This window comes from Lentisphaera marina (assembly GCF_028745505.1).
In the GTDB taxonomy this organism is placed as follows: domain Bacteria; phylum Verrucomicrobiota; class Lentisphaeria; order Lentisphaerales; family Lentisphaeraceae; genus Lentisphaera; species Lentisphaera marina.
This window is the reverse complement of record NZ_JAQZZL010000002.1, coordinates 120,235-146,526: the sequence shown is the minus strand read 5'-3', so window position 1 is coordinate 146,526 and position 26,292 is coordinate 120,235. Positions and strand designations below refer to the sequence as shown.

The following is a 26,292-nucleotide window of genomic DNA, read 5'->3' as shown; positions in this document are numbered from 1 at the left end:
ATAAACACATTTTTATTAAAACTAATTGGAGAAACCATGAAAAAACTTATCCTTCTAACTTTAGCTCTCATGAGTGTATCAAGCTTAGCGGAAGCAAAAAAAATCCTTTATTTCACACATGAGCCTGGCAGGTGGCATAAATATGCCCCTCAAAAAGAAGTCTTCATCAAAGTTGCCAAAGAAGCTGGATGGGAACTTTCGGTTTCAACAGGTGATCACGATCCACAAATCCTTAAACTTCGCGACCCTAAGCTCACTGAAGGTTATGATGCAGTGGTTTACAACTTCTGTTTCGCAAAATCAGAAGACTTAGAAGCTGCCGCCAACGTCATTGCTCAAACTAAAGAAAAAGGCGTGCCAGCTATGGTTATTCACTGTTCAATGCATAGTTTTTGGGCAACTTTCAAAGGCAAAGAACAAGGCAAAGCGACTATTAAAAATGGTCTCAAAGAGAAATGGGAAAAAGCTCACCCTGGTAAAGAATTTCCAATTTGGGGTGATTTCACTGGCGTAGCTTCTACTAAGCATGGCCCTAAAGCTCCTATTAAAGTAGAAAAATGCTGTGATCACGATGCGACTAAATCTCTTAAGGCAGAGGGATACACGACAACTAGCGCCGAACTTTACAATAACTTTTATGTAACTAAAGATGTAAAGCCTCTTCTAAATGGAGTTCAAACTTACAAACACAAGAAAACCAAAAAAGATGTTACTGACAAGGCTATAGTTATGTGGGAAGTTCCACAGGGTAAAAGCAAAGTTATTGGTCTTTCTCTCGGTCACGATATCGGTGAGTGGAATCAGCCTGAGTTCCAAGGCCTTCTCAAAGACGCGGTTAATTATTTAGCAAAATAGTTTTATAAACTTGTTGCGAACCGGCCCAAGGGCCGGTTTTTTTGCGTATATAGAAAAAAATCACTTACTTTAGCAAAAGATTTTGACTAATCAGCTAATACTCTAGTGTTATCATTATTGACAAACTTAACTAAACAAGGACTCTCATGAAAGTCTCACTAAACTTCCTTCTCTGGACCACCTTTGTCAGCGAAGACCAATTCTACCTCTTTGAAGAACTCAAAAATATGGGCTATGATGGCGTCGAAATCCCCGTCATGGACGGCGACTATGATCATTATCGCAAAATGAAATCTGAGCTTGATCGCCTTGGACTCATGGCTTCAGCGTCAACTTTTGTGGCTCCCGATGAAGATCCCATGTCGAGTGACCTAGAAGTACGTGCCAAGGGCCTCGCTAAACTTAAAGATAATATTGATAAAGCGGAAATTCTTGGTGCAAAAACTCTTATTGGCCCCGTTTACGCAGCTCATAAGCAATTCGAATTAGAGGATTCTATTGAAGAATCGTTCAAACGTTCCGCCGCATTACTAAAAGAAGCTTGCCAATATGCAGCGCCAAAAGGTATTCATATTGGTGTAGAGTTCCTCAATCGCTTCGAGATTATTTTGCTCAACTGCTCCAAGGATTCTATGGACTACTGTAAATTAGTTGACGAACCTAACATTGGCATCCTCTATGATACGCATCACGCGCACATCGAAGAATATTCTATCCAAGGCGCTTTTGAAGAAAGTGGTACTTATTTCAATCACCTACACTTTTCAGAAAGTCACCGTGGTATTCTTGGTGAAGGTTTAGTTGATTGGGAAGCTACTCGTAAGGCAGTCAAAAGTCTACAGAATTATAATGGCAATATTGTAATTGAAGCCTTTGCCGATGACGTAGAAGGTTTACGTGAAGGGGCTAATCGTTGGCGCCCTCTCTTTGGTGATAAGCTTGAGCTCGCTAAAAAATCCCTCGATTTTACCCGCGAACTCATCAAGTAAATAAATTACTTAGACAAAAAAAGGGCTGAATCAAAATGATTAAGCCCTTTTTTATAGAGTAAATAAAATACTACTTTTTGACATAGTAAGCTTTGCTACAACCTTTAGCATACACACTGCCATTCATAAAGATGTAAAGAATTTTTTCAAAATTTAAGCTCTTATTTTTTTTGCATATCCAAATGATATTCTCACGAGTAGTAAAAAGTAAACTTTTTGTTCCATAGGCAAATAATATCCTTGTTTTCTCATGTATGAAATCATAAGTTTGAGTAGCCCTAGAATCAAGGAGTCAGACATGAAAAACGAATTGGGTTTCAACCCAAAAAATATCTACCGAAACCTCTCTTATGAAGAAATTAGAGAGCATGAAATCAACAATTCTGAAGGACAAGTCACTAGTTTAGGTGCCTACACAGTTGATACGGGAAAATTCACCGGACGTTCACCCAAAGATAAATTTTTTACTCCAACAGATGATTTATGGGTGGGTCCAGTAAACCAAGAGGTTTCATTATCTACTTGGGAAACACTCAAAGAACGGGCTCTCGCTCATTACGAAGGGAAAGATATCTATCTTAGTGATTGTTATGCAGGCGCCGTTGACAACAGTAATAGACTACAAGTTAGAATTATTTCTGAAATTGCTTGGCAAGCTCACTTCTGTAAGAACATGTTCATTCGTCCCAGCGAGGAAGAGCTCGATAAGTTCGACCCAGAATTCACGATTATCAATGCCTGTAAAATCACCGCAGAAGATTATCAGGATTTAGGTTTGAACTCACCTGTCTTTGTCATTTTTAATTTAAAAGAAAAAATGGCCATCATTGGCGGAACTTGGTATGGCGGAGAGATGAAAAAAGGGATTTTCTCTGTTATGCATTACCTCCTCCCTAAAAAAGGCGTTCTCTCTATGCATTGCTCTGCCAACATGGATAAAGAAGGCCACACAGCACTATTTTTTGGACTCTCTGGCACAGGAAAAACCACCTTATCCACAGACCCCAAACGGCAACTTATTGGCGATGATGAACATGGCTGGGATGACGAAGGCATCTTTAACTTCGAGGGTGGATGCTACGCAAAGGCTATTCGCTTAAACCCGGAGTTCGAACCCGATATCTACGCTGCTATTCGAGAAAACGCACTTCTTGAAAATGTTGTTCTAAAGAAAGATAATAGTGTCGACTTTGATGATGATTCAAAAACCAAAAATACACGCGTTTCTTACCCTATTGAGCATATCGAAAACCGTGTCCGCCCAGTAAGTCGAGGAAATCATCCTGAAGTCATTATCTACCTTTGTTGTGATGCTTTCGGCGTGGTTCCGCCTATCTCACGTTTAAATCGTGAACAAGCTATGGAATATTTCATATCCGGTTACACCGCAAAAGTTGCTGGAACGGAGTTAGGTATCAACGAACCAAAACCCGATTTCTCTCCCTGTTTTGGTGGCCCCTTTCTCACCTTACATCCACGTCGTTATGCGGAGCTCTTGGGAGAAAAGCTTGATCTTCACAATTCTCGCGTTTACTTAGTGAACACGGGATGGATTGGTGGCCCCTATGGTGTGGGAGAACGAATCAGTCTACCGCTAACTAGAAAAATAATTGATTCCATTTTGGATGGCTCAATTGAAAAGCATGGTTATTTTACCGATCAATCATTTGGTCTCGAAATCCCTAATGCAATTGAAGGCATTCCAAATGAAGTTATTCACCCTGAATTAGCTTGGGATAATGTCCAACACTATAGGGAAGAAGCGGCTAAATTGGCCCAACTGTTTAAAGACAACCATGACAAATATTAAAAGCTGTTTAATAAAATTAGAAAACGCAGAACTTCAGCTCAAACAACAGAAACTTCTTGAAAACTTTTCATGGGAATTAAAGACCCATGAAAACTGGACTTTTATTGGCCCCAATGGAGCCGGTAAATCATTGCTTGCCGGCCTCCTCAGTCAAAGGTACAAAAGCCTAGGAGTTCAATTTTTACTTGATCCGAAAAAAATACAGGAAGTTTCTTTCTCCACAGTTCAAGAAAGCTTAGATTACGAAGCTTGGAATGATGACTCCGAGTTCATCGAGGGTGGTTTTGATAAAGGTCGCTCAGTTAAAGAATTCATTTGTGAAGGTGGCTACACCATCGCCGAACACTTAATTCTTCAGTTTAATCTGCAAAAATTTCTCGATACGGGAATTAAATTTATCTCCAATGGGGAAATGCGAAAGGCGCATATTTTACGTGCTTTAGTGCGAGATCCGCAAGTACTTATCCTCGATGGAATCTATGAAGGCCTAGATAAACAGTCCAAAGCACAAATCAGCCAAATCATTGAAGAGCTCTCTCAATCTATCCAAATCATTAATTGTGTTCAAGATAGTGAACAAATTCCCGAAAGCTCTACGCACTTATTATGCTTGGATCAATGCAAAGTCATCCAATCTGGACCGCGATCTCGAGTTCAAAACTCTCGAGAATTTGAACGCCTCTTTAAAGAACCTCCCCCTATTCCTCAACAACTCCCGGCTTCTTATTCTTGCCCCGAAATCATTGAAAAAGGCAGTGAAATTATTCGCATGAGAGATCTGTCGGTGAAATATGGTGAGAAAGTTGTCATCGATCAACTTACTTGGTCTGTAAAAGCTGGTGAACATTGGTGTATTTCTGGCCCCAATGGTGCGGGTAAGACAACTCTTCTATCTCTAATTTCCGCAGACAATCCGCAGGGCTATGGCAAAGACTTTTATTTATTTGGTCGTAAACGAGGCAGTGGAGAATCCATTTGGGATATCAAAAAAAGAATCGGCATCGTCACGACCGAATTACAATTAGAATACCATCAGAATATTTTTGCTCTCGACGTGGTTGTGTCTGGTTTTTTTGATTCCATAGGTCTCTATCGCGAAGCGGATGCGAGCCATATTCAAATTGCCCGCGACTGGTTAAAAACTTTAGGACTCAGTCAATTAGAATCCATTTCATTTGAGAAGCTATCCTATGGTGAAAGACGAAGTGTCCTTTTAGCTCGAGCAATGGTGAAATCTCCCAACATCCTTATTTTAGACGAACCATGCCAGGGCTTAGACAAGAGGAATCGTACTGCTTTAATGAATACCGTTGCCTTCCTTGCTAAGGAAACTGACATGACCATCCTCTATGTTTCTCATAAAGCTGAGGCCCAACTTGATTTCATTAAATCTCACCTCGAATTCATCCCAGAAGACAATCCAGCCTACTCTTTTTCTATCAGCCATAAAGTTTAATCTTAATCGTGCTGTATTCTTTGAGGACAAATGCTAATTTAATTGATAAATTTTGATATACTTAAATAGAAGTCACATTCATGGGTAACGAGCTTAAAGAAGAACATAATTGGCGCACGGGAGAAATGCGTAAATTAGGCTGGAAAGAACGTCAGCGCGAACAATCGCTCATCGACTTCTTCGGCTCGAACTTTGGACCTGCTGAAGCTTCGCACCTCATCCGCAATAACTCAGCCCCGATACAAGGCTCACTCAATTCAATTGTTAACAAAATTGAAAAGAAACTCCACAATCCCGCCCGCATACTTCAGGAAGAATGGGACCAATATGTTACCGGCCCACTAGTAGAACACTCTCGCCCTAAATTCCTCCGTCCAGATGGAGCCATGATTATTGAAGGCGATAACTCAACTTACACCTATTCGCTCAGAAGCTATTATTCCCGTGAGCTCCTAATGCGTTTACAACAAAGATTTCCTGGTCAGATTAAGAGCATTATTTTTGTGACCGCAAAAACTTAAAGGTAGTTAAATGACCAAAAAAGATCGCCCTTCTTGGGATCAATACTTTATGAATATAGCCCACGTGGCAGCTGAACGCAGTAGCTGTTCGCGTCGACATGTAGCCGCCGTTATCGTGAAAGACAAGCGCGTTATTTCCACAGGTTATAACGGAACGCCTCGCGGTGTTAAAAACTGCGATGATGGAGGCTGCCCGCGCTGTAATTCCGATGTCGCCTCTGGCCACGGTCTTGATGAATGCTTATGTTGTCATGCCGAAGAGAACTCCATAGTTCAGGCTGCATGTCACGGCATTTCCATTAACGATGCCTCTATTTACACCACTTACTCCCCCTGCTTACTCTGCGCTAAAATGATTATCAACGCAGGTATTAAAGAAGTCATTTTTCACCAACGCTATAGCATTGACTCAACTTCTTCACAACTCTTAAATGAAGCAGGGGTAACTCTGCGACCCGTCGAATAATTTTAGGATTAAACTCATGTCTTACAATATCCCCATACGCCCACGTAGAAATCGCATTAACGCTTCCATGAGAAGCCTCGTTCAAGAAAATCACGTATCGGTCAACGACCTCATCATGCCTCTTTTTGTCATCGAAGGTGAAGGCCACAAAATTGAAGTCCCTTCAATGCCAAACATTTACCGCTTCTCACTAGATACTCTTGCTCAAGAAGTCTCTGAATTATGGGATTTAGGCATCAAAGCTGTAGCTCTGTTTCCTGCTATTGACGATTCCTTGAAGGATTCAATTGCCACAGAATCACTCAATCCTGAAGGCTTATTTCAACGCGCTATTAAAACCGTCAAAAGTACTTGCCCAGACATGCTCACCATTTGCGACGTTGCTATGGATCCTTATAGCTCAGATGGCCACGATGGTTTTGTAGAAAACTCCGAAATCATTAACGATAAAACCCTGCCCATTCTCGCAAAAATGGCCGTCGCACAAGCACAAGCTGGCGCTGATATTATTGCTCCCTCCGACATGATGGATGGTCGAGTCAGTGTGATCCGCGAAGCCTTGGACCAAGCAGGCTACTCTAATGTGGGCATTCTTGCCTACACCGCCAAATATGCCTCAGCCTTTTACGGCCCCTTCCGCGATGCCCTTGATTCTGCTCCAAAAGCTGGAGATAAGAAAACTTACCAGATGAATCCGGCAAATACTCGCGAAGCCCTTCGTGAAGCTGAATTAGACACTGCGGAAGGCGCTGATATGATCATGGTTAAACCTGGTCTCGCTTATCTAGATGTGGTCCAAACTCTAGCACAAAACTCTCAATTACCGATTGCTGTCTACAATGTTTCAGGTGAATACGCCATGCTACAAGCTGCTGCTGAAAAGGGCTGGTTAGATTATCGCAGTACTGTTTGCGAAACTCTGATGTCATTCAAACGTGCGGGTGCTGATATAATTCTTAGCTATCATGCTAAAGAATTTGCTAGCTGGCAAAAAGAAGCATAGCTTTGTCATATCAATCGTATAATTTTTAAGGTAAATCCATGTCAGTCCCCATTAGCGAAATCATTACTCGTTTCAACAACGATTTAGAGACCACAAGACAAAAAGGTCATCCCGAGCCTACCGCCATGACACTCTCCACAGTCAACGCGCAAGGCTTCCCCTCTTCTCGAGTTGTTTTACTCAAAGCCTTTGATGAAAAAGGCTTCGTATTTTATACCAATCTCACAAGTCGCAAAGCACAAGAAATCCAAGCAAATCCACAAGTATGCCTAAACTTCATGTGGCATAATATTTCTAAACAAATTCGCATTGAGGGTCATGCTACTCAAGTTAGCGACGAAGAGGCCGATGCTTATTTTGCGACGCGGCCTAAGCAGAGTCAAATTGGTGCTTGGGCCAGTAAACAATCGAGTGAAATTGAAAATAAAATGGACTTTGAAAAACGCATTGCTAAATACGGCCTAAAGTTTGCGACCTCGAAAGTTCCACGCCCTGATTTCTGGTCAGGATTTCGCATTACTCCAAGCAAAATAGAGTTTTGGCAAAAACGTGATTTCCGTCTTCATGAACGTCAAGTTTTCACTCCAGAGAATTCACAAGAATGGAATGAAGTTCGCCTTTACCCTTAAGAACTAGGACCCACTATGCCCGACAGCCCTCATTTATATATTTTAGAGCACCATAAATTTCAGCTCTTAAAAATATTAGATGAGGGTGAATATCATTTAGTCGCTTTAGTGAAAAACTTAGATGGGGTTAATCTTGAGCTCCAACTCTACCTTCGCAATGAAATCAATGGTGACATGCTTGATCGTTTTGATAAAAAATTTAATCAAGAACATCATTTTAAAAGCTCTTTCACCTTAGCTCATGCGGCCTACGCAAAACACGATAAGTATTCCATCGTTTGCTACCGACAGCTAGATAGCCAAGCTCTTGTACCGCAATTTGGTTTCTCACAACACGAACATAATCCCAAAGATTTTGAGGCCCTTTTTTCAGCACTCGAGAATACTCAGAGTGAATTAGAAAAAGAAAGTTCACTAACGCCATTGATCCCTGCCTTAAGGGTCATTAAACACTCACATGAACTTTCTATTAAACTTCGCACACCTGGTGCTAGTCCCGTCCATCAGCTAATCATAAGTCAAAATGATGCCGATTTACTTGATCTTTGCCCCTCAATGAAACTAAGCCCAAGTGAACAATTTTTCTTTTTTCGCAACCGCCTTTTTCTCTTTCTTGTCTGTGGTAAAGCTAAACCCGTAGAATACAAAGCATTGCATCCACTCTCACTGCAGATGCAAAAGTTATTTAAAGCTATTCAGACTGACCCCATCAATTGCGATCTCACTCTATCAAGTATTCAAGCGGAATATTTACGCACCATAAAACGCCGCAAAATCATTAAAATTAGCCTCTCCATTTTTGTGAGTTTATTTATCATTGCCTTTATTTTCAAAGATAAATTTTTAAACTCAGCTTGGCTCGGCGAGATTTATGACCCCATCAACCTTCAGCCTCAAAAATCTACTACTACGCAAAAAAATGCTCCTAGGAATTACGATGAAAGTGCCTTGAAAAATGAACAACAAGCGATTGTAAATTTAGCCGAACTCGGCTTTGCGGAAAGGGCAAAACGACGTCAACAACTTTCTCGTTCCTTCTATCAAAAAGACGCCGATTTTCAAAGCTTCACTTTTGAACTAGAAAATAATTTAAGTGAGATTTTTTCAAAAGCATACAGGCAATACGAAGATGCTTTAGAAAATCATGAGTACGACCGTGCAGAAAAGATTGTCAACAACCTCAATGAGCACTTCCCCGAACATAATAAAAAACGCGAATTCAAAAACTTCTTAGCTTCTGTCACCTTTAAAAAAGGTCAACTCAAACAAAAAGCAGCCAAAGAAAAAATATTAAAAGAACGTGATCTCCCTGCCTTAAGAGACATAAAATCAGAATATAAAAACCGTTTAATTAAGCCGTTAAAAACTTTAAAAGCTATACATGATTTAGCTAAAGTACAGGAAGACAAAACTGAGAATGCCGACTTGCGCCAACTATTAAGGTGTGAGCAAATTTATTCTAAAGCTGAATATCAATTGTTTTATGACTGTATCAAACAACAAAACTTAACAAGTGCCACCGCATTTTTAGCAAGGTATTTCCCTCAATATAAAACAGTCAAAAAAATAAATCCCTACGGTTTCGACCTCGATGATGGCTCCCAAACTTCCTACACCTTTTTCAATGAACTGCAGTTAGCAGACTACTTTGTTTCTGGTATTAAAGATAGTAAAAGGAAAAGCCTCAACATGGCGTTGTACTGCCACAAATATAATCTTGACGAGCTCTTTCCAGTATTTAATGAACAAGTGAAAGATCCAAAGGATAGGAAATTACTGGAATTTATCCTACGGAGCGTCAAAGTACGTGAATCACTTATGAAGCAAAGTTCCGTGGAGAATTAATGAGCGCCCATTTACTAATAATTGAAGGTCCTGAGCCTGGCCTAACCGTAGCACTAAATGAAGGAATTCAATTCATTGGTCGCGATAGCAGTACTGACATTTGTATTCCACACCCCTCGATCTCTAAAATACATGCTTCTTTAGACTTACGAAATAATGAGCTCAGCCTCTCGGACTGTGATAGTACTAATGGCATCAAAGTCAATGGCGAAAAACATAAGCAAATTAAAATTGAAGATCAAGATAGTTTTTTAATTGGCGATATCCTCATTCGTTTTATAAGTGGTTCTGATATCAAAAATACCCTCACCGACTTCTCCAACCGCATCCCCATTTTACGCAGTGAAATAAAAAAGTTAATTGTGGGGCAGGACGATGTCGTTTCACAAATCTTAGCTGGTATTTTTGGCGGCGGTCACTGCCTGCTCACTGGTGTTCCTGGCTTAGCAAAAACGATTACTGTGAACTCCATTTCAAAAGTCTTAAACCTTGACTTCAAACGCATTCAATTTACTCCAGACCTGATGCCTAGTGACATTACTGGCACTACTATTTTGGATGAAGATGAACATGGTAAACGTTCCTTTAAATTTGTTAAAGGACCTATTTTCACTCAACTGCTCCTAGCGGACGAAATAAACCGTACGCCTCCAAAGACGCAGGCTGCTTTACTCGAAGCTATGCAAGAAAAGCAAGTCACGGTTGGTGAACATACTATGGAGCTCCCCGCTCCCTTCATTGTTATGGCGACAAGAAACCCTGTCGAACAAGAAGGAACCTATATTTTACCCGAAGCTCAACTCGACCGTTTCATGTTCAATATTAACATTGATTATCCAACGCCAACGGAAGAAGAGGAAATCCTCAGAAGAACATGTTCTCCGAACTCCTATCACCTCAAGCAAATTTTCCAGGCCAGTGATATCATTCGTTTCCGCAAAGCCATTGAGCGAATCGAGACTTCACCCTTGGTCATCTCTTATGTTACCGCACTAACAAGAGCAACTAGGCCAGGTACAAAAGATTGCCCTGAGGAATTGAATGAACTCATCGAATATGGTGCAGGTCCACGTGCAGGGCAATACTTAATTCGTGGTGCAAAAGCCTTTGCCGCCATGGAAGGACGTAGCTTCACAAGCTGTGAAGATATCAAAAAATGTGCCATCCCCGTTTTACGCCATAGAATTTCACCTAGTTTTAAAGCACAAGCCTCAAGGATTAGTGAAGACGACTTAGTTCGTAAGTTATTAGACCTGATCCCAGAGCCTGAAATCCCTCAATTTGTTTAAGCTTATATGCAGGTTGCCTTAAAATCTATTTTTCTAAGTAGTTTTATATTCTTTACAACGCAAACATTTGCTCAAGTAAAAAACATTAAACTTAGTGACTTAAACAGCTCTTTACTCCCTGAAGTTTGCCTTGAATATGATGGAGAGAAATACTCTAAGAAACAAAGCCTTAATATTCTAAAGCAATACCTGCTTTATTACTCTGGTGCGCCAAGTGATGCAATCACTGTAAAGAACTTCACGCGTTCATCACTCGAGCAATACTTTGCCTTCAAAGCCTTATACGAAATAAGTCGTAATGCGGGGTGTGCAGCCAATTTAGATGAAGCTCGCAAATTCTACGACTCTTATTCGAGTCGCCTGAGCCCATCTAAGCTTATTGAGGAATTAAGCCTACTTAAACTCAGTAAAGAAGAAATAATTCGCTTAATATACGAAAAGCAAAGCGTGCAAAATTATCGTAAAAAACTATTCCAAGAGCAGCTAATTGGTGAGGCAGAAGCCATGCTCTATTATCACGAGAATACAAAAAAATTCATTCAAAGTGCGGGCATCAAATTTAAGGCATATAAATTGGAGAATCCTATTTCTTCTTTAGAGATCCAATCATTTAACTCCCTACTGGCACAAGGCTTGAGCACTGAGAAAATTTTACAGCAAAAAAAGTATCCTCATAGCACTTTGAAAGATCAATTCATCAGTACTGAAATCTCTCAGAAATCTAAGTTTTACCCGCTATTAAATGCCAAGCTACATCAACTTCAATTAGTCGAGACCAGCACCGATTCGATCCTCTGCTTACCTATTGAGAAAATAGAAAGCTACCAACTTCCTTTCGATCAAGTCAAAGAAAAAATCATTAACTCTCTCAAACGGCATAGGGTTAACAAGCGCCTTAAAAATGAGATAGCGCAACATTTAGAGTTAAAAAAATTCAAGCTTTTGATCAAACTATAACATCCTAAAAACGCAATTCCATTTTGCGTAGTTGCTCATCCGTTGCCCATAGTAATTCATGCGGATCAAAGTCTTGGTAGATCGTGGGCTTAACTATCTCAAAATAAGGTGATACGTCAAAGTCCCGCGGAGCAAACAAGCTGTGGTGCCGAATGTTATACAATTCACTGCAATCTTCTTCTGATTCCTCATCCTCACAAGCTTTTAAACGCTCAGGTAAAATTGGATATTTAACCGACTGAAAAGCCATGGCAATCAGCGATGAACATATGGCACGCGTTGGATCACCACTTCCTAAAGCTAATAATTGCCGACGCCATTTTGTTGGTACGGGAGGTGGGTGTAAAAAATAGCGTGCCAAATCAAAGATATTCTTCAAATCATATTGATAGCCCAAACGATCAATGAGAAATTGTTTTAGATCCACTAATTCATCTGGCGTAATGCCAACGGGGCGACAAATACGCGTATGAAATGATGTGTACTGACTTATGGGTACTGCTCTAACCCCTTCTATTACGTCTGCTTCTATAAGAACAGCCTTTTCCTCACCCTCAGCTTCTAAACCACAATCACCAACGTATATCGCTGAATGTGACCATGTGGATTGCGTGATGTATTTAATGGCCGAACTAAAACGGCTACTTCCTTCAACTAATAGGACATCTCCAGGCTTTAAAGTCTCCGCTAAAAGCTTGGGGTCGCAAGTAGCAATGTGTTTACCGCCTCGTCTTTCTTGAGCTAAATAGCCGGCAATTGATTCGCCTGTTTTTTGTAATATACCCATGAAGTAACCCTATAGTTATGACCCTAATAACAATAAAGCTCCTACAAAACTAATTAGCAATAATTTCTTAAAGCTCTTTTAAAGAGCTTTATAAATAGACACAAAAAAAGCCCTCGGAAGGGCTTTTTTCGAAATCTGAAGGAAAAAATTATTTTTCTAGAACTTCCACAATTTCTGATCTTACTTTATCAGTGATGAGGTTACCTAAATGGCCACCTTCTTCGAAAACAGTCGCACGATCGCCGAAAGTAGATTTAATCCATTCCACACTGCCTTCTTCATTCAAGAAGTCATTTTGGTTGGTGAATACATAAACACGATCATTAGATTTGAGTTTTTCGGTAAGAGACTTGAGACTAACTTCTTTAGCCACCTGCTCTTCTGTGAGACCAGTTTCTTGAAGCGTGGGCATCACAAAGTGTGTGTAGTAATCTTCCCATGAGTACTGACTCAAGGTATCGTACAAACCATTTTTAGGAGTGAACTCATTATTCGCCATGATTTCTTCTTGGTAAGCACTAATAAAGAGCATATCGCGAAGTGTCTTACGGAAACTTAGGCCAATGAGATAATTAGCTTCTGCATCCGTGAATGGCATATCTTGATTGTGTTGGATTTTCTCACCGTTAGCAAGAATTGCTGCTACTTTTGTTAATGTTCCAAGAACAAATTTTTCTCTCTCCTCTTGTGTCTCTAAAGCAAGTGGTGCGTTGTAAGATTTATCGAGTTGCTTCAGACCATAAATAAGATCAATCGGAGAATCAATAGCAATGTACTTATTGAATTTCAAAGTGTCTTCTTCAGATTCATTACCTGCTAAGTTAAGTAAGTAGTACGCACCTAAAGAGACGCCCATAACTGATCTATCACCAAATTGACCTTGATAGTTTTTCTCTAGATCAGCATCAATAGCCGTCATGAATTTTTTAATATTAGCTACATCTTTAGGAGTATATCCCGGATAGACTGCATCTTTTGATTTGAGCACTGGCTCAAAATTCATTAAGTTAGAAAAAGTAACTACATTATAACCCTTGAGGTAGGCCATTTCTGCTAAGAACATCGGTTGACCTGAACTTCTGTGTGAACCTAAACCTGGGATGACGTACATTAGTGGCGCAGGCTTATCTTGAAGCCAGTAATTATAGCCAATTTTTTCACCCGTACTTTCAACTACAAGCTCACCTTCTTCTTTCCAATCGTCAAAATCTTGTGTACGTGGTTGTAAGTATACAGCTCTCAATGTTTGTGTCGCAGGAGTATCTTCGCTAGAAAAACTTAAGGGATCCGTGCTATAACGACGCGTTACTGAGTAAATCAGACGACGTATATCGTAGGGATCATAATTAGTTTCAACAAGAGAACGGTAAGCATCTGTAAAGAATGTTGCTCTGTTAAAAAGAAGAAAGTAGTTCAATAACTTGGTGTTATCATTATATACCAATGGGTTCATAAAGTAATCCCCCACTCTACCAACTAGATCACGATCTGAACTAGGTCCCAATAAAGGAATGTAGAGATAGAAATTATTTTCCCAACCCCATTTTGCAAATGTTTTACCGGTATCTTGCTTAGCTGCTTTTAAGTTATACTTATCTGCTGCCACATCACGAAAACCAAGAATACCGATTGTAGTATTAAGAATAAAACGATCTGTTGTTCTTCCTAATCCATCCCAATCTCCTTGGAGTAAATTATTGATGAAATTTCTTGGAAAGAGAATATTTTCAAAAAAGTTATTTATACCTGTACGACCACCTTCAGGTACTACATAACGGTACCCATCTGATGCAGGCTCTACTATGTAGTTCATGAGCTTATCATCTACATAGAAACTAACTCGGTTAGCACGTTCAATTGGGTCAGGAGTTAATTCCACACCAGGAACAATTTCACCTTCAGGCAAAGGTTTTTCCCATTCACTATATTGTGAACTACAAGATTGAAACAGTAAAGCGGCTAAGCTAAACAGGGGCAATAACTTTTTCATAGACAAACTCCTCAAATAAATAAAATGTTAGTCAAATTTAACTGTGCTAATTTTGAAGTCCATATTTTCTAGCTCGAAAGAAAGCATTTATTACTATCTTTACTGGAGTTTTAGCGAGGAACCACCTCGTAAAGCCGTGTTGTTACTAAATAAGCATATTTTAAAGGCCAACGTTTCACTTCATGACCTCGTCCCCAAGAATCCGAATATAGAACCTCTTTTGTCTTGGCATTATAACCAACTATCATGCGCATATGTCCGCCCCAAGTCCCTTCGCGAACACCCTTCTCTGGAAAGGCACCCACCATCATCGACCACGCTAACATACGTCCACGGTCAATACGTTTAATAATTTCTTTTTCAAACTTTGCCATATTGCGATCTTTATCGGTGATCTCTTTTGCCATTGAACGGATCTCCCCAGGACTTAAAAAATAGGGATTACTTTTACTGAAAAAACTGACTTTTATATCGCGAATACTCAGAGCTATTCGACCTTTTTTCACTGCATCCATAGCCTTACTGGGACTCGTTCCACCATCACTACTTGAATGCGCTACCATGGCGAGTTCATGCATACTCACATCTACGCCATAATGTTGCCCAATCCTCGTCAAAGTTGCGGGAACACAATAACCTTTATCGCCTTGATCAATCATTGGGATTTTTGTTATATACACGTCACCCGTTGCCGTTTTTTCTAGAAAAGCTTTTGTTTTTGCTTCAGAGTTAACCCGGTCACTTGTTGCGTAATTACGCATAACTAAACTTAGGTAATTCGCTTCTTTTTTCTTTTTATCAAACCCCACGAGCAATCTGACTTCATGTTTCTGGCCGATCATAAAGCTATAAGCCAAACCACGAGTCGCCCCATCCTTTGCAAATCTTTTTGGCTTTACACCAAAGTAGGCACTCAATTTCTGTAAGACATCAAGATACATTTTTTCAAAAGCATCTACACTCATCTTCTCTTGATCGCCTTTATTGTACAGCCAGCTATCTAAGCGTACTAACTTGCCTGTTGCAGTGAAGTAGGCCAAAGATTCATAGGCTGAAAAACCTACGACAGTTGATTTTTTTGAAATCGCTACTCGTTGATTTTCTCCTTCCCACTGAAAATCACCATGCTTTTCGACAAATTGTGACGCCGATACATTCACAGTTTCTTTACTCTTGAAGAGCGATTCAATTTCCGCGGCCTTCGCAACGCTCAACAACAAAATACATAAACTTAAAATAATTTTCATTTCATCCTCCTAATTGATGAATTACCACTTCGGGTGGGCAGTTAAAGCGAATTGGCGAGTTTGATGAACCCGTCCCCCTATGAGTGTAGCCCTGCATTTGCTGATATTCAAACTTTCCACTCGCATGTTTTCTCGCACATCGTGCACCCCAATAAACTAAGCCGACAATAGGAAAACATACTTGACCGCCATGGGTGTGACCACATAGATAAAAATCTACTTTCTCTCGTGATGCCTGGGCAATAATTTCAGGACTATGCGCAAGTAAGAGAGTGAAGTCATTCTCTTTTCTTTTAGAAAGAGCTAAGCCCAGGTCATCTGTCTTATAGTAATGCGGATCATCGACTCCACCTATAAAAAAACCAGGACTATATTCAAAACCAGAGTTTAACAAAACTTCTATTCCCAAAGCCTCTAAACTCTCTAGAGTTTGGCTGCAATCATGATTACCCGGTACTGCTAAAACTCGACTGCGTTTTAATAAATACTTTGCTAAATCAAAAGTAGGCTCTAAACACTTCGCATCATAAACACCTTTATCATAGCGAAAATCACCCGTCCATACCACCAGGTCAAACTCGAGTTCATCTAACTTCTTCAATAAGTTTTCAAGTAAGCCAGGCACACCATCTAAGTGAGTATCACTTAAATGCAAAAGGCGCATCCCCTCTGCCTCTTTGGGTAGATTAGGAAAGCGCCAATTGTATTTGCGGACTTGAAGATCGAGAGCATTTTTCAGGCCTCTTGAGCTTATCCCGGTCAATTTAACAAACTGAGAAATCAAACGTTTCTTTAATGAATCACCTGACTTTGCCTGTTTAACTTCTCGTAACTTTCGAGCTCCAAGACTGCTTTGGTCCATTTAGGAATTTTTACTCACTTTGTAGTCTTTATCACCTTTGGACTCCACTTCAATTGAGAAGAAAACTTTCTCTGAAGGAGGAATGGGATCTTGAGCAGAACCAACAGCTTCGAGTGCATCAATGACTTCGAGACCTTCAACTACTTGACCGAAAACGCTGTAACCACCATCTAAGAATGGCGTCGCACCAAAGCAGACAAAGAACTGACTACCATTAGTATTTGGACCTGCGTTTGCCATAGAAAGAATACCACGAGCATCGTGCTTAGCTTCTGGATGATGTTCGTTATCAAAAGTATAACCTGGACCACCAGTACCTGGTGAACCTGCTTCGACACCCTTCTTAGTATTTGGGCAACCGCCCTGAGCCATGAAGCCTTTTAAAATGCGGTGAAAACGAAGGTCTTTGTAAAAGCCCGATTCGGCTAATTCAATCATATTTGCTACTGTATTTGGAGCTTTATCTTCAAAAAGCTCTGCAATCATTGTACCCTTATCGGTGATGATTTTTACACGAGGATTGGACATAATCTATTCCTTAATTTTTTCTTACTTTGTAGGGGTGATCGTTCTTTTGAATCAAAGTGATTGTTAAAGTCACTTTCTCTTTTAGTGGGAAACCATCGCGTGGTGCACCAACGGCTTCAATTCTATCTAAAACATCTAAACCTTGAATCACACGACCAAAAACATTATAACTGCCATTCAAAAAACTCGATTCTTTAAAAAGAATAAAAAACTGACTACCATTTGTGTGAGGTCCTGAATTTGCCATGGACAAAATCCCTTTTTGCGAATGGCGCAACTGAGGGTGAGTTTCATTATTGAAGGAGTATCCAGGACCACCAGTACCAGGTCTTTTACGAGTCTTGTCATCTTTACGAGAATGAGGACATCCACCTTGAGCCATAAAGCCTTTTATAACGCGGTGAAAATACATGTCTTTGTAAAAACCTTCATCAACTAAGCTCACAAAGTTAGCCACTGTGTTGGGAGCTTTATCTTCATAGAGTTCTGCAATCATAACACCTTTTGAGGTAGTGATTTTTACCACGGGGTGTTCATAGGGCTTGGCTGCTTCTTTTGTGACTGCGGACTTTTTCTCTTGAGTCGCTTCCTCATCTTGGTTACTTTGACAAGAAAAGATAAAAGCGGACAAAACGATTAATTTTAGAATTTTATTCATTATTTCCACCCCACTGGAATTCTTGGATAATTATTAACTAGTGAATCAACGCCATCTTCATCAATTAATTCCCCCTTCCCATTGAAGACTAATAAACTAGGTGTTGAAACGATCTTAAACTTTGAAGTCAAAGTTTTACTACGCTTATCGGTCACCATATAAAAATCATTCCCATACTTACTCATTTCATTACGAAACTCTTCAGTATTTGGGCCCGAATTTACCACAACTACACTCAAACGATAATCGAACTTAATCGCCATATCGCTTAAAAGGCTCTCAAACTCTGGGGATTGGGGGTTATTAACTGAAGTAAAATAAATCGCTAATGCTCTATCTTGTAAATGACGTAAGTCTGCGACATCGCCATCACAATAAGTCACACCATCGGGAAACATGTTTTGTAATTGTGAAGATAATTTTTTCTCTTCATGATTATGAATATCTGTCGAACACGAGATGAACGACAAAACCAATACTGTGAAAAGTAGAATTCTCATTTGCTATCCTTAAATAAAAACTGCCGCAAATAAATATGCGGCAGTCAAATTAATTAAAGTGTGTCAGCCACTTCCACGTAATCGAAGACTTCGATTTGATCGCCGACCTCAAAGTCATTGAAGTTATCCAAAAGGATACCGCACTCAACACCATTTGCGACTTCTTTAACATTGTCACGGAAACGACGTAAAGACTTGATAGTACCTGTATAGATAAGGTCTTCACCACGGTGAACACGACAGTGAGCCCCAAGCTTAACTTTACCATCACGAACAACCGAACCACAAATTTTACCTTGGTGAGCAACAAATACTTGAAGGATTTCCGCTTTACCAACTGCTTGTTCTTTGTGAGTTTTATCGAGTAAGCCCGTCATTGCTTCGCGCGCTTCATCAATCAATTCATAAATTAATGAATAGAGTTTGATCTCTACTTTTGCTTGCTTCGCAACTTTATTGATACCTGGATTAACACGTGAGTGGAAACCAATGATCTCTGCGCCCGCTGCTGCAGCCTGCTGAACATCTGCATTAGTAATTGAACCAACAGCATTAGTAATGACTTCTAGGTTAATCTTTTCAGATTCAATCATTCTTAGTTCAGATTCAATTGCTTCACCAGTACCACGAGTGTCAGATTTAATAAGTACTTTGTAAACTTTCTTCTCTTCTTCACTTACTTGACTCAATAAGTCCTCTAAAGAAGTAACACGTGGCTTCACAAGTTTTTGCTGACGCAATGCATGTACACGCTCATCCGCAAAAGATTTTGCTTCACGTTCGTTCTTACAAGTCAAACCTTTAGCACCTACTTCAGGAGGGCCATTTAAGCCGAGTAATTTAACTGCGTCAGAAGGACCGACTTTCTTAAGTCTTTTTCCATTAGTATCAACTAAAGCTTTCACTTTACCATAGAACTCACCGCAAAGAACAACATCACCCGCTTTAAGCGTGCCATTTTTCACAACAACATTTGCCGTTGCTCCCATACCTTGCTCAAGTTCCGATTCAATCACAACAAAACTACCTGGCAATTTAGGATTACCTTGAAGTTCGTGTACTTCTGCTTCTAAATGGATACGTTCGATAAGCTCATCAAGTCCGTCGCCAGTTTTAGCTGAAATCTTGACCACACCATAGTCACCGCCCCATTCTTCTGTAAGAATACCAAGGTTTTGCAATTCAGTAAGTACACGATCAGGATTAGCTGTAGGCAAATCCATTTTATTGATCGCAATAATCAATGGACGCTCAGATTCCATAATGATTTTTAAAGCTTCTTTTGTTTGCGCATTCACGCCGTCATCGGCTGCTACAATCAAAATACAGATATCAGTTACATCTGCACCACGCTGTCTCATAGCCGAGAAAGCTGAGTGACCAGGTGTATCAAGGAAAGTAACCTTCATACCATTGCGCTCTACCATACTCGCACCTGTGTGCTGAGTAATCGCACCAGCTTCACCAGCAACGACATTAGTATTTCTAAGTGCATCTAACAAAGAAGTTTTACCGTGGTCAACGTGACCCATAACCGCAACAATTGGCGGACGAGAAACGCGATCAGCTTCTTTATCTTCAGGCTGCTCAGGATCAGAAAGCTTGATAACTGGTTTTGCTTCTTCTTTCTTTTCTCTCTTATCCACAACGAGCTTTAAGCCACGTGATTTGAGAAGAGCTTCACATTTATCTGCTGCAATGGATTGCGTAATTGACGCAAAAACACGCATTTTCATGAGTTCGCTAACAACCACATTAGCTTTTTCACCAATCGCTTCAGCTACATCTTTTACAATGAAAGGAGGCTTCATGTGGATCTCGTTAGGATCGCGGTGCTCCATTTCATCTTTGTGTTCTTCAACAATTTCGATGTACTCATCATCAAGAACAGTTTCTAGAGTGAGGTCATCAAAACCTTGTTCAGCCAAAAAGCTAATAACGCTCTCTGGAGCTAAATGTAAGCGACGCGCTACCGCTAGGGTACACTTTTCGTCTAATATAACTTCTGTCTTCTTAAGTGTAACTTTGCCGCCCTTTTTACGAGGAGCACCTTTACCGCGACCGCCACCTGGACGACCACCTTGGGGTCTTTGTCTTTGATTTGCCATAATTTACTTAACCTCCTATTGGAGTCTTGATTTTGCGTATTCAATAATTTCAGCTGCTTGGTCAACACTAATTCCTACTTCAACCAAATCATCTGTCGACGCTTCTGAAACACCTTCGAAAGATAGGTAACCAGCATCGATCATCATACGTGCTGTTGCTTCTTCCATACTAGGGAATTTCATCATTGTCTGGAAAGCTTCCTGGATATGTTCATCGAAAGTAATCTCGGTATCGTAAACATATTTCTCTACTTCAATATCCCAATCCATAAGCTCTTCTGTGAGACGAATGTTTTCGCCATCACGGCCTACAATCGATCTGTATGATTCTTCACTCACGAGAAGTTTGATCAAACGACCATCGTCATCAATCTCAACTTCTTCAATTGGGTTAGGCTTAAATGCTTCGCGAACGTATTCTTCCACATCTTCACTGAAGCCAATAATATCGAGCTTTTCGTTGTTGAGCTCTTGGCAGATAGTTTTTACACGAGAACCGCGAATACCAATACAAGCACCCACTGGATCAAGAGAGTCAGAAGCCACTGCGATTTTTGTACGGAAACCAGCTTTACGAGCTACACCCTTAATTTCTACTAAACCATTGGTGATCTCAGTAACTTCACGCTCAAAGAGTCGAGTAACTAACTTTGCGTCAGTTCTAGAGAGAACAATACTTGGTCCAGATTTACGAGGATCAATTTCTTTGAGTAAGGCTGTGATGTGATCGCCATTATCAAAACGTTCACGTGGTACTCGATCCATCTTACCTAAGCCACCTTGAGCACGACCGAAGTCAACGATAAGCTCGTTCTTCTCAAAGTGACGCACTGTACCAGAAATGAGTTCGCCGACCATGTCGGAGTACTCTTCAACAACGCGATCTTTCTCAAAAGTACGAAGACGCTGCATAATAGCTTGACGCGTATTTTGAGCCGCAATACGACTCATCTGATCCTGCTGAAGTGTCCATTTTACGATGTCGCCTATAGCGATTTCGTCGCCATACTCTTTTTGAGCTGAGGCCAAATCAATTTCGTTTCTCTTATCAAAAACTTCTTCAACTACAGTTACATCAGCGATGATTGTTACGTCGCCTGTACGGCGGTTGATCTCAACTTTGATCTCAGACTCTTCCTCAACCTCTTTCTCGTAGACCGATGCCATAGCATCTTCAATGAGGTCAAAAAGGATTGCCTTATCGATGGATTTTTCCTGTTCCAGGTATTCAACCATTGCAACAAGTTCACTATTCATATTCCATATTCCTAACATTCAATTATTAAAATCTAAGCATACAAAAAGGGGGTTAAAAAACCCCCTTGCGTAATACAGGTTTAAAAAACTAGTAAGTACGTTAATCTAAAAGGACTTTTTTGCAAACTCCTATAATATGTAAGGCAAGCTCTTTTATTAAGTAATCTAGAACTTTTTCAACATGATACTACAAGACCGACAAATTAACGATTTTTACGCACCTCAAGTCACGCTTTGGAAATTAGAAAATCAAGCAAGCTTAAACTTTGCTGATGAACTCAAAAACCTAAGTGAACAAAAACTCATTATCGCCTTTGACCGTTACACCTGGGCCGAACTTAGTAGCGGACAGATGCCTGCACAATTAATCCCAAGTCATTGCGCCGACTTCATCACTGTAACCGATGAGCAAGCCCCCTTACTTAAATCGCTCAAAAAATTTGCCCAAATTGTAGATCAAACCCCACTCAGTGAGGCTTCAAAAAAACGCCTTCAAAAACCATTAGATGACAACTGTTTTGAAGCAGATTTCAAAAACTCTTCCTACCTGATTCTCGACGAACAAAACGAACTTCATCCATGTACCGATCCCTATGAATTTGAAGAGCAAATAAAAGCTTGCTTTTTCGCTCCTTCTTCACAACTCATTGGCGAGCTTCATATTCGTATCATAGACAAAGAAAAAATCCAGATTGAAACCGGCCCAAAACTCCGCTGCTAAGTAAATCATTATGCCTAAATTAGCCCTCTTACAAAGCCGCGATTACGGCTCACCTGAAATCAACAAAGCGCAACACCTCCAACTTATTGCGGATGCCGCAAAAGAAGGAGCCCACATCATCTGTACTCAAGAACTATTCTTGAGTAACTACTTTTGTCGTGAGCAAAACACCGACAACTTCGCCTACGCAAAGAAAATTGACGATACCTTCTTGGAAGACTTCCAAGAAATCGCCAAATCACAAGAAGTCGTTCTCGCCCTATCCTTTTTCGAAGAAGCTCTAAACGGCGTCTATTATAACAGCACTGTGCTCATCGATGCCGACGGCAGCTATCTTGGCAAATACCGAAAACTCCACATCCCCCAAGACCCCTATTTTGAAGAAAAATTCTACTTCACTCCCGGCGACCTCGGCGTACCTGTTTTCGAAACAAAATATGGCAAAATATCTGTTATCATCTGCTGGGATCAATGGTTCCCCGAAACCTCACGCCTAGCTTGCCTAGCAGGAGCTGAGATCATCCTTGTCCCAACCGCCATTGGTTGGCTACCAGATGAAAAAGAAGAACTCGGCCAAGCACAATCTCACGCATGGCACCAAGTACAAGCAGGCCATGCCGTTGCCAACGCCTGCTACTACGCCGCCGTCAATCGCATTGGAACTGAAAAGCCAATCGAATTCTGGGGTCAATCCTTCATTAGCGATTTCTATGGACAAAGCATTGCTAAAGCAAGCATAGACAAAGAAGAGATACTCTTAGCGGATATCGACCTTGACAAACTTCGCGAACATCGCCAAATTTGGCCATTCTTACGCGACCGTCGCATCGATGCCTATGATCAACTCAAATTGCGTTGTATCGAAAAATGAGAATGCCCGCAGAATGGCATCCGCAATCCGCCATCTACCTCGCCTGGCCAAGTTCGCCAGAAATCTGGCCTCATTCAAGACCTCAAGTTTTTCTTGGCTTTGCTGACTTCATTTATGCACTCTCGAACTACACCAAAGTTAAACTCTTGTGCGCGAAAGCTTTCCAAAAACAAGCCATGGAATATTTGGACAGCTGCAAAAATCTCGAGCTCATCGACATAGAAACTGACGATATCTGGTGCCGTGATTTTGGCCCCATTTTTGTCAAAACTCCCAATGGAAAAGTAGAAATCATTAACTGGAAATTCAATGCTTGGGGAGGAAAATTTGCGGACTTCGCAAAAGACAATGCCGTCGCAAAAAAACTCTCTCGATTAACTTCACAGCAATGCCACGACAGCAATTTTATTTTTGAGGGTGGCGCTATCGATGTCAATGGCGAAGGCTTAGGGGTAACTACCAAGAGCGTCCTCTACAACACCAATCGCAACGCAGACCATGAACACCAAGAATTAACAAACGCCATCCACAAATATTTTGGACTCGACGATTTCATTATCTTAGAGGATGGCCTTATCAACGACGATACCGACGGGCATATCGATAACATCACGCGCTTTTTCTCACCAAACGGAGTTTTGACCTGCACTTGCGATCATCGCAACCCCAACTTTAGTCAACTCAACAAAAACCTTGAACAACTCAAAAACTTCCGCCTCCCTAGTGGAAAAGCTCTCGACATCGTCGAACTGCCTCTACCTGAGCCCATTTTCTACGAGGGCGAGATCCTTCCTGCCTCCTACGCTAACTTCCTAATCTCAAACGAAGCCGTATTCGTACCTGCCTTTTCCCAAGAGAAAAGTGATCTACGCGCCCAAGAAATCATCCAAGCTTGCTTTCCGAACAAGACAATCATTCCAATAGATTGCCGTTTATTCCTACTTGAAGGCGGTGCTCTGCACTGCCTCAGCCAGCAGGAAATCAGCACTTAAGAAGCATTCTATTTTTGCCTCGATTCAGACCTATAAATCACTTGTATTTAAGGGCATGCGCACTACTTTCCACACTTTCTTAATTTTAACTACCTGGAATAACGACAATGGATAAAATCGGTGTCTTGGATTTTGGCGGGCAATACGCTCACCTTATTGCCAACCGCGTACGTCGAATGGGTGTTTACTCAGAAATCGTTTCCCCTACTGCTGAGCTCAGTTCCCTCAGTTCATATAAGGGTCTCATTTTTTCTGGCGGCCCTTCAAGTGTTTATGCTGACAACTCTCCTGCTTTTAACAAAGATATACTCAATTTCAATGGACCTATCTTAGGCATTTGCTACGGCCATCAACTCATCTGCCAAACTCTCGGTGGTCAAGTTAAGCCAGGCGAAGTCAAAGAATACGGCATTGCGCGAGTCGCAAAATCTTTCGAATCGCCCCTTTATGAGGGGCTCTCTGACTCAGAAGTTATGTGGATGAGTCACGGCGATTCCGTTGCAGATATACCAGAAGGCTTCCAAATCACCGCCTCAACTCCTGACTGCCCAGTAGCATCAGTTCAAAACCTCGAGAAGAAAATTTTTGGTTTACAATTCCACCCAGAGGTCACCCACTCTGAAAATGGTCTTACACTAATGAAAAACTTCCTCAAACAATGTGATTGCAGTTTCGAATGGGACATCAAAGCCTTCATGCAGCAGAGCATTGATAACATTCGTCATGAATTTGCTGGTAAAAAAGTCTTTCTCCTCGTAAGTGGTGGCGTCGATTCTAACGTCGCTTTCGCACTGCTCAACAAAGCCCTTGGCGATGAAAATGTTTATGGCCTTCACGTTGATAATGGTCTCATGCGTAAAGATGAATCTGCTTGGGTTAAAGAAGAACTCAAACAAGCTGGCTTTTCAAACTTCCACGTGGTAGATGCTGGCGATACTTTCCTCAAAAATCTTGCGGGCGTTAGTGAACCCCAAGCTAAGCGTGTTATCATTGGCGATACTTTCCTCGATGTGAAATGTGAAGCGGTTGAAGCCTCTGATCTCGTTGATGACAGCTGGCTCCTAGGCCAAGGTACGATCTACCCAGACACAATTGAATCTGGTGGGACAGAAAACTCACACCTCATCAAAACTCACCACAATCGCGTTGACCGCATTCAAGAGCTCATTAATCAAGGTAAAGTCATTGAGCCCCTTGCTGAACTTTATAAAGATGAAGTCCGCGAGCTCGGCGAACTACTTGGCCTCCCACACAAACTCGTTTGGCGCCATCCATTCCCTGGACCTGGGCTTGGTGTACGTCTCCTCTGTTCAGACACAGAAGGAAGCGAAGATTACTCAGAAGCCGAAGGGCGTATCAATACTTTCCTAGAGAAATACAATGTTGCTGGTCGCATCCTTCCAGTTAAATCTGTTGGTGTTCAAGGCGATGCTCGTACTTACGCTCACCCATGCCTCATCAGTGGTGAAGCTGACTGGGAAACTCTCGAAGAAATTTCAACTTCACTAACTAACCGCTTCCCTGAAGTCAACCGCGTTATCTATAATGCTGGTGGTGACGATTGGAGTGGTGAGATCTTACTCCATAAATGCGACACTAATAAATCTCGCCTAGATCGTTTACGCGAAGCAGATCAAGTAGTGACCGACTACCTTTTCGACAAAGGTCTCTACGAAGATATTTGGCAAATGCCTGTGGCTTTACTTCCTGTTGGTCGCACTCTCAATGGTGAATCACTCGTTCTACGCCCCATCAATTCTACCGAAGCGATGACCGCAAGCTTTTCGCGCATTCCGCAAAATCAACTCACTGAAATGATTAGCGAAATCCGCAAAAAAGCTGAGCTTGAAGGTGTTTTTTACGATGTAACTAACAAGCCTCCAGGAACTATTGAGTGGGAATAAACATCGCCCCTCTTTAGACAAAAAAAGCAGCTTCTTCGGGCTGCTTT

Annotated in this window: 24 protein-coding genes; 15 read left to right on the top strand and 9 right to left on the bottom strand. The window is 41.0% G+C overall.

All coding sequences use genetic code 11. The annotated features are described in order from the left end of the window. Positions 1-36 precede the first annotated feature (36 nt). From PQO01_RS11605 to PQO01_RS11555, 11 genes are all read left to right on the top strand, one after another. Complete coding sequence (locus PQO01_RS11605; protein WP_274314193.1) at positions 37-855, top strand: ThuA domain-containing protein; 819 nt, start codon at positions 37-39, stop codon at positions 853-855. 146 nt (positions 856-1,001) lie between these two features. Next, positions 1,002-1,844, top strand: a complete 843-nt coding sequence (locus tag PQO01_RS11600) for a sugar phosphate isomerase/epimerase family protein (protein WP_274314192.1) — start codon at positions 1,002-1,004, stop codon at positions 1,842-1,844. A 298-nt stretch (positions 1,845-2,142) separates the two neighbouring features. Beyond that, positions 2,143-3,654 carry a phosphoenolpyruvate carboxykinase (ATP) gene (gene pckA / locus PQO01_RS11595; RefSeq protein ID WP_274314191.1) on the top strand — a complete coding sequence of 504 codons (1,512 nt, stop codon included), beginning with the start codon at positions 2,143-2,145 and terminating at the stop codon, positions 3,652-3,654. Next, positions 3,641-5,110, top strand: coding sequence for an ATP-binding cassette domain-containing protein (locus tag PQO01_RS11590; protein WP_274314190.1), 1,470 nt, complete (start codon positions 3,641-3,643; stop codon positions 5,108-5,110). The genes pckA and PQO01_RS11590 overlap by 14 nt, the downstream gene beginning before the upstream one ends. 80 nt (positions 5,111-5,190) lie before the next feature. Continuing rightward, the gene (locus PQO01_RS11585; protein WP_274314189.1) at positions 5,191-5,631 is read left to right on the top strand and encodes a DciA family protein; all 441 of its coding nucleotides are present in this window, start codon (positions 5,191-5,193) and stop codon (positions 5,629-5,631) included. A 10-nt stretch (positions 5,632-5,641) separates the two neighbouring features. Further along, positions 5,642-6,097: a deoxycytidylate deaminase gene (locus PQO01_RS11580; RefSeq protein WP_274314188.1), complete on the top strand. Its 456-nt coding sequence runs from the start codon at positions 5,642-5,644 to the stop codon at positions 6,095-6,097. A gap of 16 nt (positions 6,098-6,113) precedes the next feature. Continuing rightward, entirely contained in the window at positions 6,114-7,100 is a 987-nt protein-coding gene (gene hemB / locus PQO01_RS11575; protein ID WP_274314187.1) for a porphobilinogen synthase, read from the top strand. A 38-nt stretch (positions 7,101-7,138) separates the two neighbouring features. Further along, complete coding sequence (pdxH, locus tag PQO01_RS11570; protein ID WP_274314186.1) at positions 7,139-7,729, top strand: pyridoxamine 5'-phosphate oxidase; 591 nt, start codon at positions 7,139-7,141, stop codon at positions 7,727-7,729. A gap of 15 nt (positions 7,730-7,744) precedes the next feature. Continuing rightward, complete coding sequence (locus PQO01_RS11565) at positions 7,745-9,574, top strand: hypothetical protein (RefSeq protein WP_274314185.1); 1,830 nt, start codon at positions 7,745-7,747, stop codon at positions 9,572-9,574. Continuing rightward, on the top strand, positions 9,574-10,863 hold the full coding sequence (locus PQO01_RS11560; protein ID WP_274314184.1) for an AAA family ATPase: 1,290 nt from the start codon (positions 9,574-9,576) through the stop codon (positions 10,861-10,863). Before PQO01_RS11565 ends, PQO01_RS11560 begins: the two co-directional genes overlap by 1 nt. Positions 10,864-10,869: 6 nt before the next feature. After that, on the top strand, positions 10,870-11,820 hold the full coding sequence (locus PQO01_RS11555) for a hypothetical protein (RefSeq protein WP_274314183.1): 951 nt from the start codon (positions 10,870-10,872) through the stop codon (positions 11,818-11,820). A gap of 4 nt (positions 11,821-11,824) precedes the next feature. On the opposite strand, the gene PQO01_RS11550 is transcribed toward PQO01_RS11555, so the two are convergent. From PQO01_RS11550 to nusA, 9 genes are all read right to left on the bottom strand, one after another. Then, complete coding sequence (locus tag PQO01_RS11550; protein ID WP_274314182.1) at positions 11,825-12,607, bottom strand: YiiX/YebB-like N1pC/P60 family cysteine hydrolase; 783 nt, start codon at positions 12,605-12,607, stop codon at positions 11,825-11,827. 148 nt (positions 12,608-12,755) lie between these two features. Next, complete coding sequence (locus PQO01_RS11545) at positions 12,756-14,597, bottom strand: MlaA family lipoprotein (RefSeq protein WP_274314181.1); 1,842 nt, start codon at positions 14,595-14,597, stop codon at positions 12,756-12,758. Between the two features lie 110 nt (positions 14,598-14,707). Next, positions 14,708-15,844, bottom strand: coding sequence for a C39 family peptidase (locus PQO01_RS11540; protein ID WP_274314180.1), 1,137 nt, complete (start codon positions 15,842-15,844; stop codon positions 14,708-14,710). A 1-nt stretch (position 15,845) separates the two neighbouring features. Beyond that, positions 15,846-16,706 (bottom strand): metallophosphoesterase, encoded by an 861-nt coding sequence (locus tag PQO01_RS11535; RefSeq protein ID WP_274314179.1) that lies wholly within the window; start codon positions 16,704-16,706, stop codon positions 15,846-15,848. Further along, on the bottom strand, positions 16,707-17,234 hold the full coding sequence (locus tag PQO01_RS11530) for a peptidylprolyl isomerase (protein WP_274314178.1): 528 nt from the start codon (positions 17,232-17,234) through the stop codon (positions 16,707-16,709). A 10-nt stretch (positions 17,235-17,244) separates the two neighbouring features. Next, a complete protein-coding gene (locus tag PQO01_RS11525) occupies positions 17,245-17,892 on the bottom strand; it encodes a peptidylprolyl isomerase (RefSeq protein WP_274314177.1) in 648 nt (215 codons plus the stop codon). Then, positions 17,892-18,392: a thioredoxin-like domain-containing protein gene (locus tag PQO01_RS11520; RefSeq protein ID WP_274314176.1), complete on the bottom strand. Its 501-nt coding sequence runs from the start codon at positions 18,390-18,392 to the stop codon at positions 17,892-17,894. Before PQO01_RS11520 ends, PQO01_RS11525 begins: the two co-directional genes overlap by 1 nt. Positions 18,393-18,445: 53 nt before the next feature. Next, positions 18,446-20,500, bottom strand: a complete 2,055-nt coding sequence (infB, locus tag PQO01_RS11515; RefSeq protein ID WP_274314175.1) for a translation initiation factor IF-2 — start codon at positions 20,498-20,500, stop codon at positions 18,446-18,448. A 15-nt stretch (positions 20,501-20,515) separates the two neighbouring features. Next, positions 20,516-21,757, bottom strand: coding sequence for a transcription termination factor NusA (gene nusA / locus PQO01_RS11510; RefSeq protein WP_274314174.1), 1,242 nt, complete (start codon positions 21,755-21,757; stop codon positions 20,516-20,518). A gap of 181 nt (positions 21,758-21,938) precedes the next feature. On the opposite strand from nusA, the gene PQO01_RS11505 reads away from it, so the two are divergent. The 4 genes from PQO01_RS11505 to guaA all read left to right on the top strand — a co-directional run bounded on the left by PQO01_RS11505 (position 21,939) and on the right by guaA (position 26,245). Then, entirely contained in the window at positions 21,939-22,478 is a 540-nt protein-coding gene (locus PQO01_RS11505) for a hypothetical protein (protein ID WP_274314173.1), read from the top strand. A gap of 10 nt (positions 22,479-22,488) precedes the next feature. Continuing rightward, positions 22,489-23,349: a carbon-nitrogen hydrolase gene (locus PQO01_RS11500; protein WP_274314172.1), complete on the top strand. Its 861-nt coding sequence runs from the start codon at positions 22,489-22,491 to the stop codon at positions 23,347-23,349. Continuing rightward, a complete protein-coding gene (locus PQO01_RS11495) occupies positions 23,346-24,341 on the top strand; it encodes an agmatine deiminase family protein (RefSeq protein ID WP_274314171.1) in 996 nt (331 codons plus the stop codon). Before PQO01_RS11500 ends, PQO01_RS11495 begins: the two co-directional genes overlap by 4 nt. Positions 24,342-24,439: 98 nt before the next feature. After that, positions 24,440-26,245, top strand: coding sequence for a glutamine-hydrolyzing GMP synthase (gene guaA, locus PQO01_RS11490; protein WP_420792928.1), 1,806 nt, complete (start codon positions 24,440-24,442; stop codon positions 26,243-26,245). The last annotated feature ends 47 nt before the right edge of the window (positions 26,246-26,292 follow it).

What these genes read in the sequence shown, in the direction of transcription:
- PQO01_RS11555 (WP_274314183.1), top strand. Translation starts at nt 10,870, where the DNA reads ATGCAGGTTGCCTTAAAATCTATTTTTCTAAGTAGTTTTATATTCTTT.
- infB (WP_274314175.1), bottom strand. Translation starts at nt 20,500, where the DNA reads ATGGCAAATCAAAGACAAAGACCCCAAGGTGGTCGTCCAGGTGGCGGT.
- PQO01_RS11580 (WP_274314188.1), top strand. Translation starts at nt 5,642, where the DNA reads ATGACCAAAAAAGATCGCCCTTCTTGGGATCAATACTTTATGAATATA.
- pckA (WP_274314191.1), top strand. Translation starts at nt 2,143, where the DNA reads ATGAAAAACGAATTGGGTTTCAACCCAAAAAATATCTACCGAAACCTC.
- nusA (WP_274314174.1), bottom strand. Translation starts at nt 21,757, where the DNA reads ATGAATAGTGAACTTGTTGCAATGGTTGAATACCTGGAACAGGAAAAA.
- hemB (WP_274314187.1), top strand. Translation starts at nt 6,114, where the DNA reads ATGTCTTACAATATCCCCATACGCCCACGTAGAAATCGCATTAACGCT.
- PQO01_RS11500 (WP_274314172.1), top strand. Translation starts at nt 22,489, where the DNA reads ATGCCTAAATTAGCCCTCTTACAAAGCCGCGATTACGGCTCACCTGAA.
- PQO01_RS11505 (WP_274314173.1), top strand. Translation starts at nt 21,939, where the DNA reads ATGATACTACAAGACCGACAAATTAACGATTTTTACGCACCTCAAGTC.
- PQO01_RS11550 (WP_274314182.1), bottom strand. Translation starts at nt 12,607, where the DNA reads ATGGGTATATTACAAAAAACAGGCGAATCAATTGCCGGCTATTTAGCT.
- PQO01_RS11590 (WP_274314190.1), top strand. Translation starts at nt 3,641, where the DNA reads ATGACAAATATTAAAAGCTGTTTAATAAAATTAGAAAACGCAGAACTT.
- PQO01_RS11600 (WP_274314192.1), top strand. Translation starts at nt 1,002, where the DNA reads ATGAAAGTCTCACTAAACTTCCTTCTCTGGACCACCTTTGTCAGCGAA.
- pdxH (WP_274314186.1), top strand. Translation starts at nt 7,139, where the DNA reads ATGTCAGTCCCCATTAGCGAAATCATTACTCGTTTCAACAACGATTTA.
- PQO01_RS11605 (WP_274314193.1), top strand. Translation starts at nt 37, where the DNA reads ATGAAAAAACTTATCCTTCTAACTTTAGCTCTCATGAGTGTATCAAGC.
- PQO01_RS11530 (WP_274314178.1), bottom strand. Translation starts at nt 17,234, where the DNA reads ATGTCCAATCCTCGTGTAAAAATCATCACCGATAAGGGTACAATGATT.
- PQO01_RS11585 (WP_274314189.1), top strand. Translation starts at nt 5,191, where the DNA reads ATGGGTAACGAGCTTAAAGAAGAACATAATTGGCGCACGGGAGAAATG.
- PQO01_RS11495 (WP_274314171.1), top strand. Translation starts at nt 23,346, where the DNA reads ATGAGAATGCCCGCAGAATGGCATCCGCAATCCGCCATCTACCTCGCC.
- PQO01_RS11545 (WP_274314181.1), bottom strand. Translation starts at nt 14,597, where the DNA reads ATGAAAAAGTTATTGCCCCTGTTTAGCTTAGCCGCTTTACTGTTTCAA.
- PQO01_RS11540 (WP_274314180.1), bottom strand. Translation starts at nt 15,844, where the DNA reads ATGAAAATTATTTTAAGTTTATGTATTTTGTTGTTGAGCGTTGCGAAG.
- PQO01_RS11520 (WP_274314176.1), bottom strand. Translation starts at nt 18,392, where the DNA reads ATGAGAATTCTACTTTTCACAGTATTGGTTTTGTCGTTCATCTCGTGT.
- PQO01_RS11535 (WP_274314179.1), bottom strand. Translation starts at nt 16,706, where the DNA reads ATGGACCAAAGCAGTCTTGGAGCTCGAAAGTTACGAGAAGTTAAACAG.
- PQO01_RS11560 (WP_274314184.1), top strand. Translation starts at nt 9,574, where the DNA reads ATGAGCGCCCATTTACTAATAATTGAAGGTCCTGAGCCTGGCCTAACC.
- PQO01_RS11525 (WP_274314177.1), bottom strand. Translation starts at nt 17,892, where the DNA reads ATGAATAAAATTCTAAAATTAATCGTTTTGTCCGCTTTTATCTTTTCT.
- PQO01_RS11565 (WP_274314185.1), top strand. Translation starts at nt 7,745, where the DNA reads ATGCCCGACAGCCCTCATTTATATATTTTAGAGCACCATAAATTTCAG.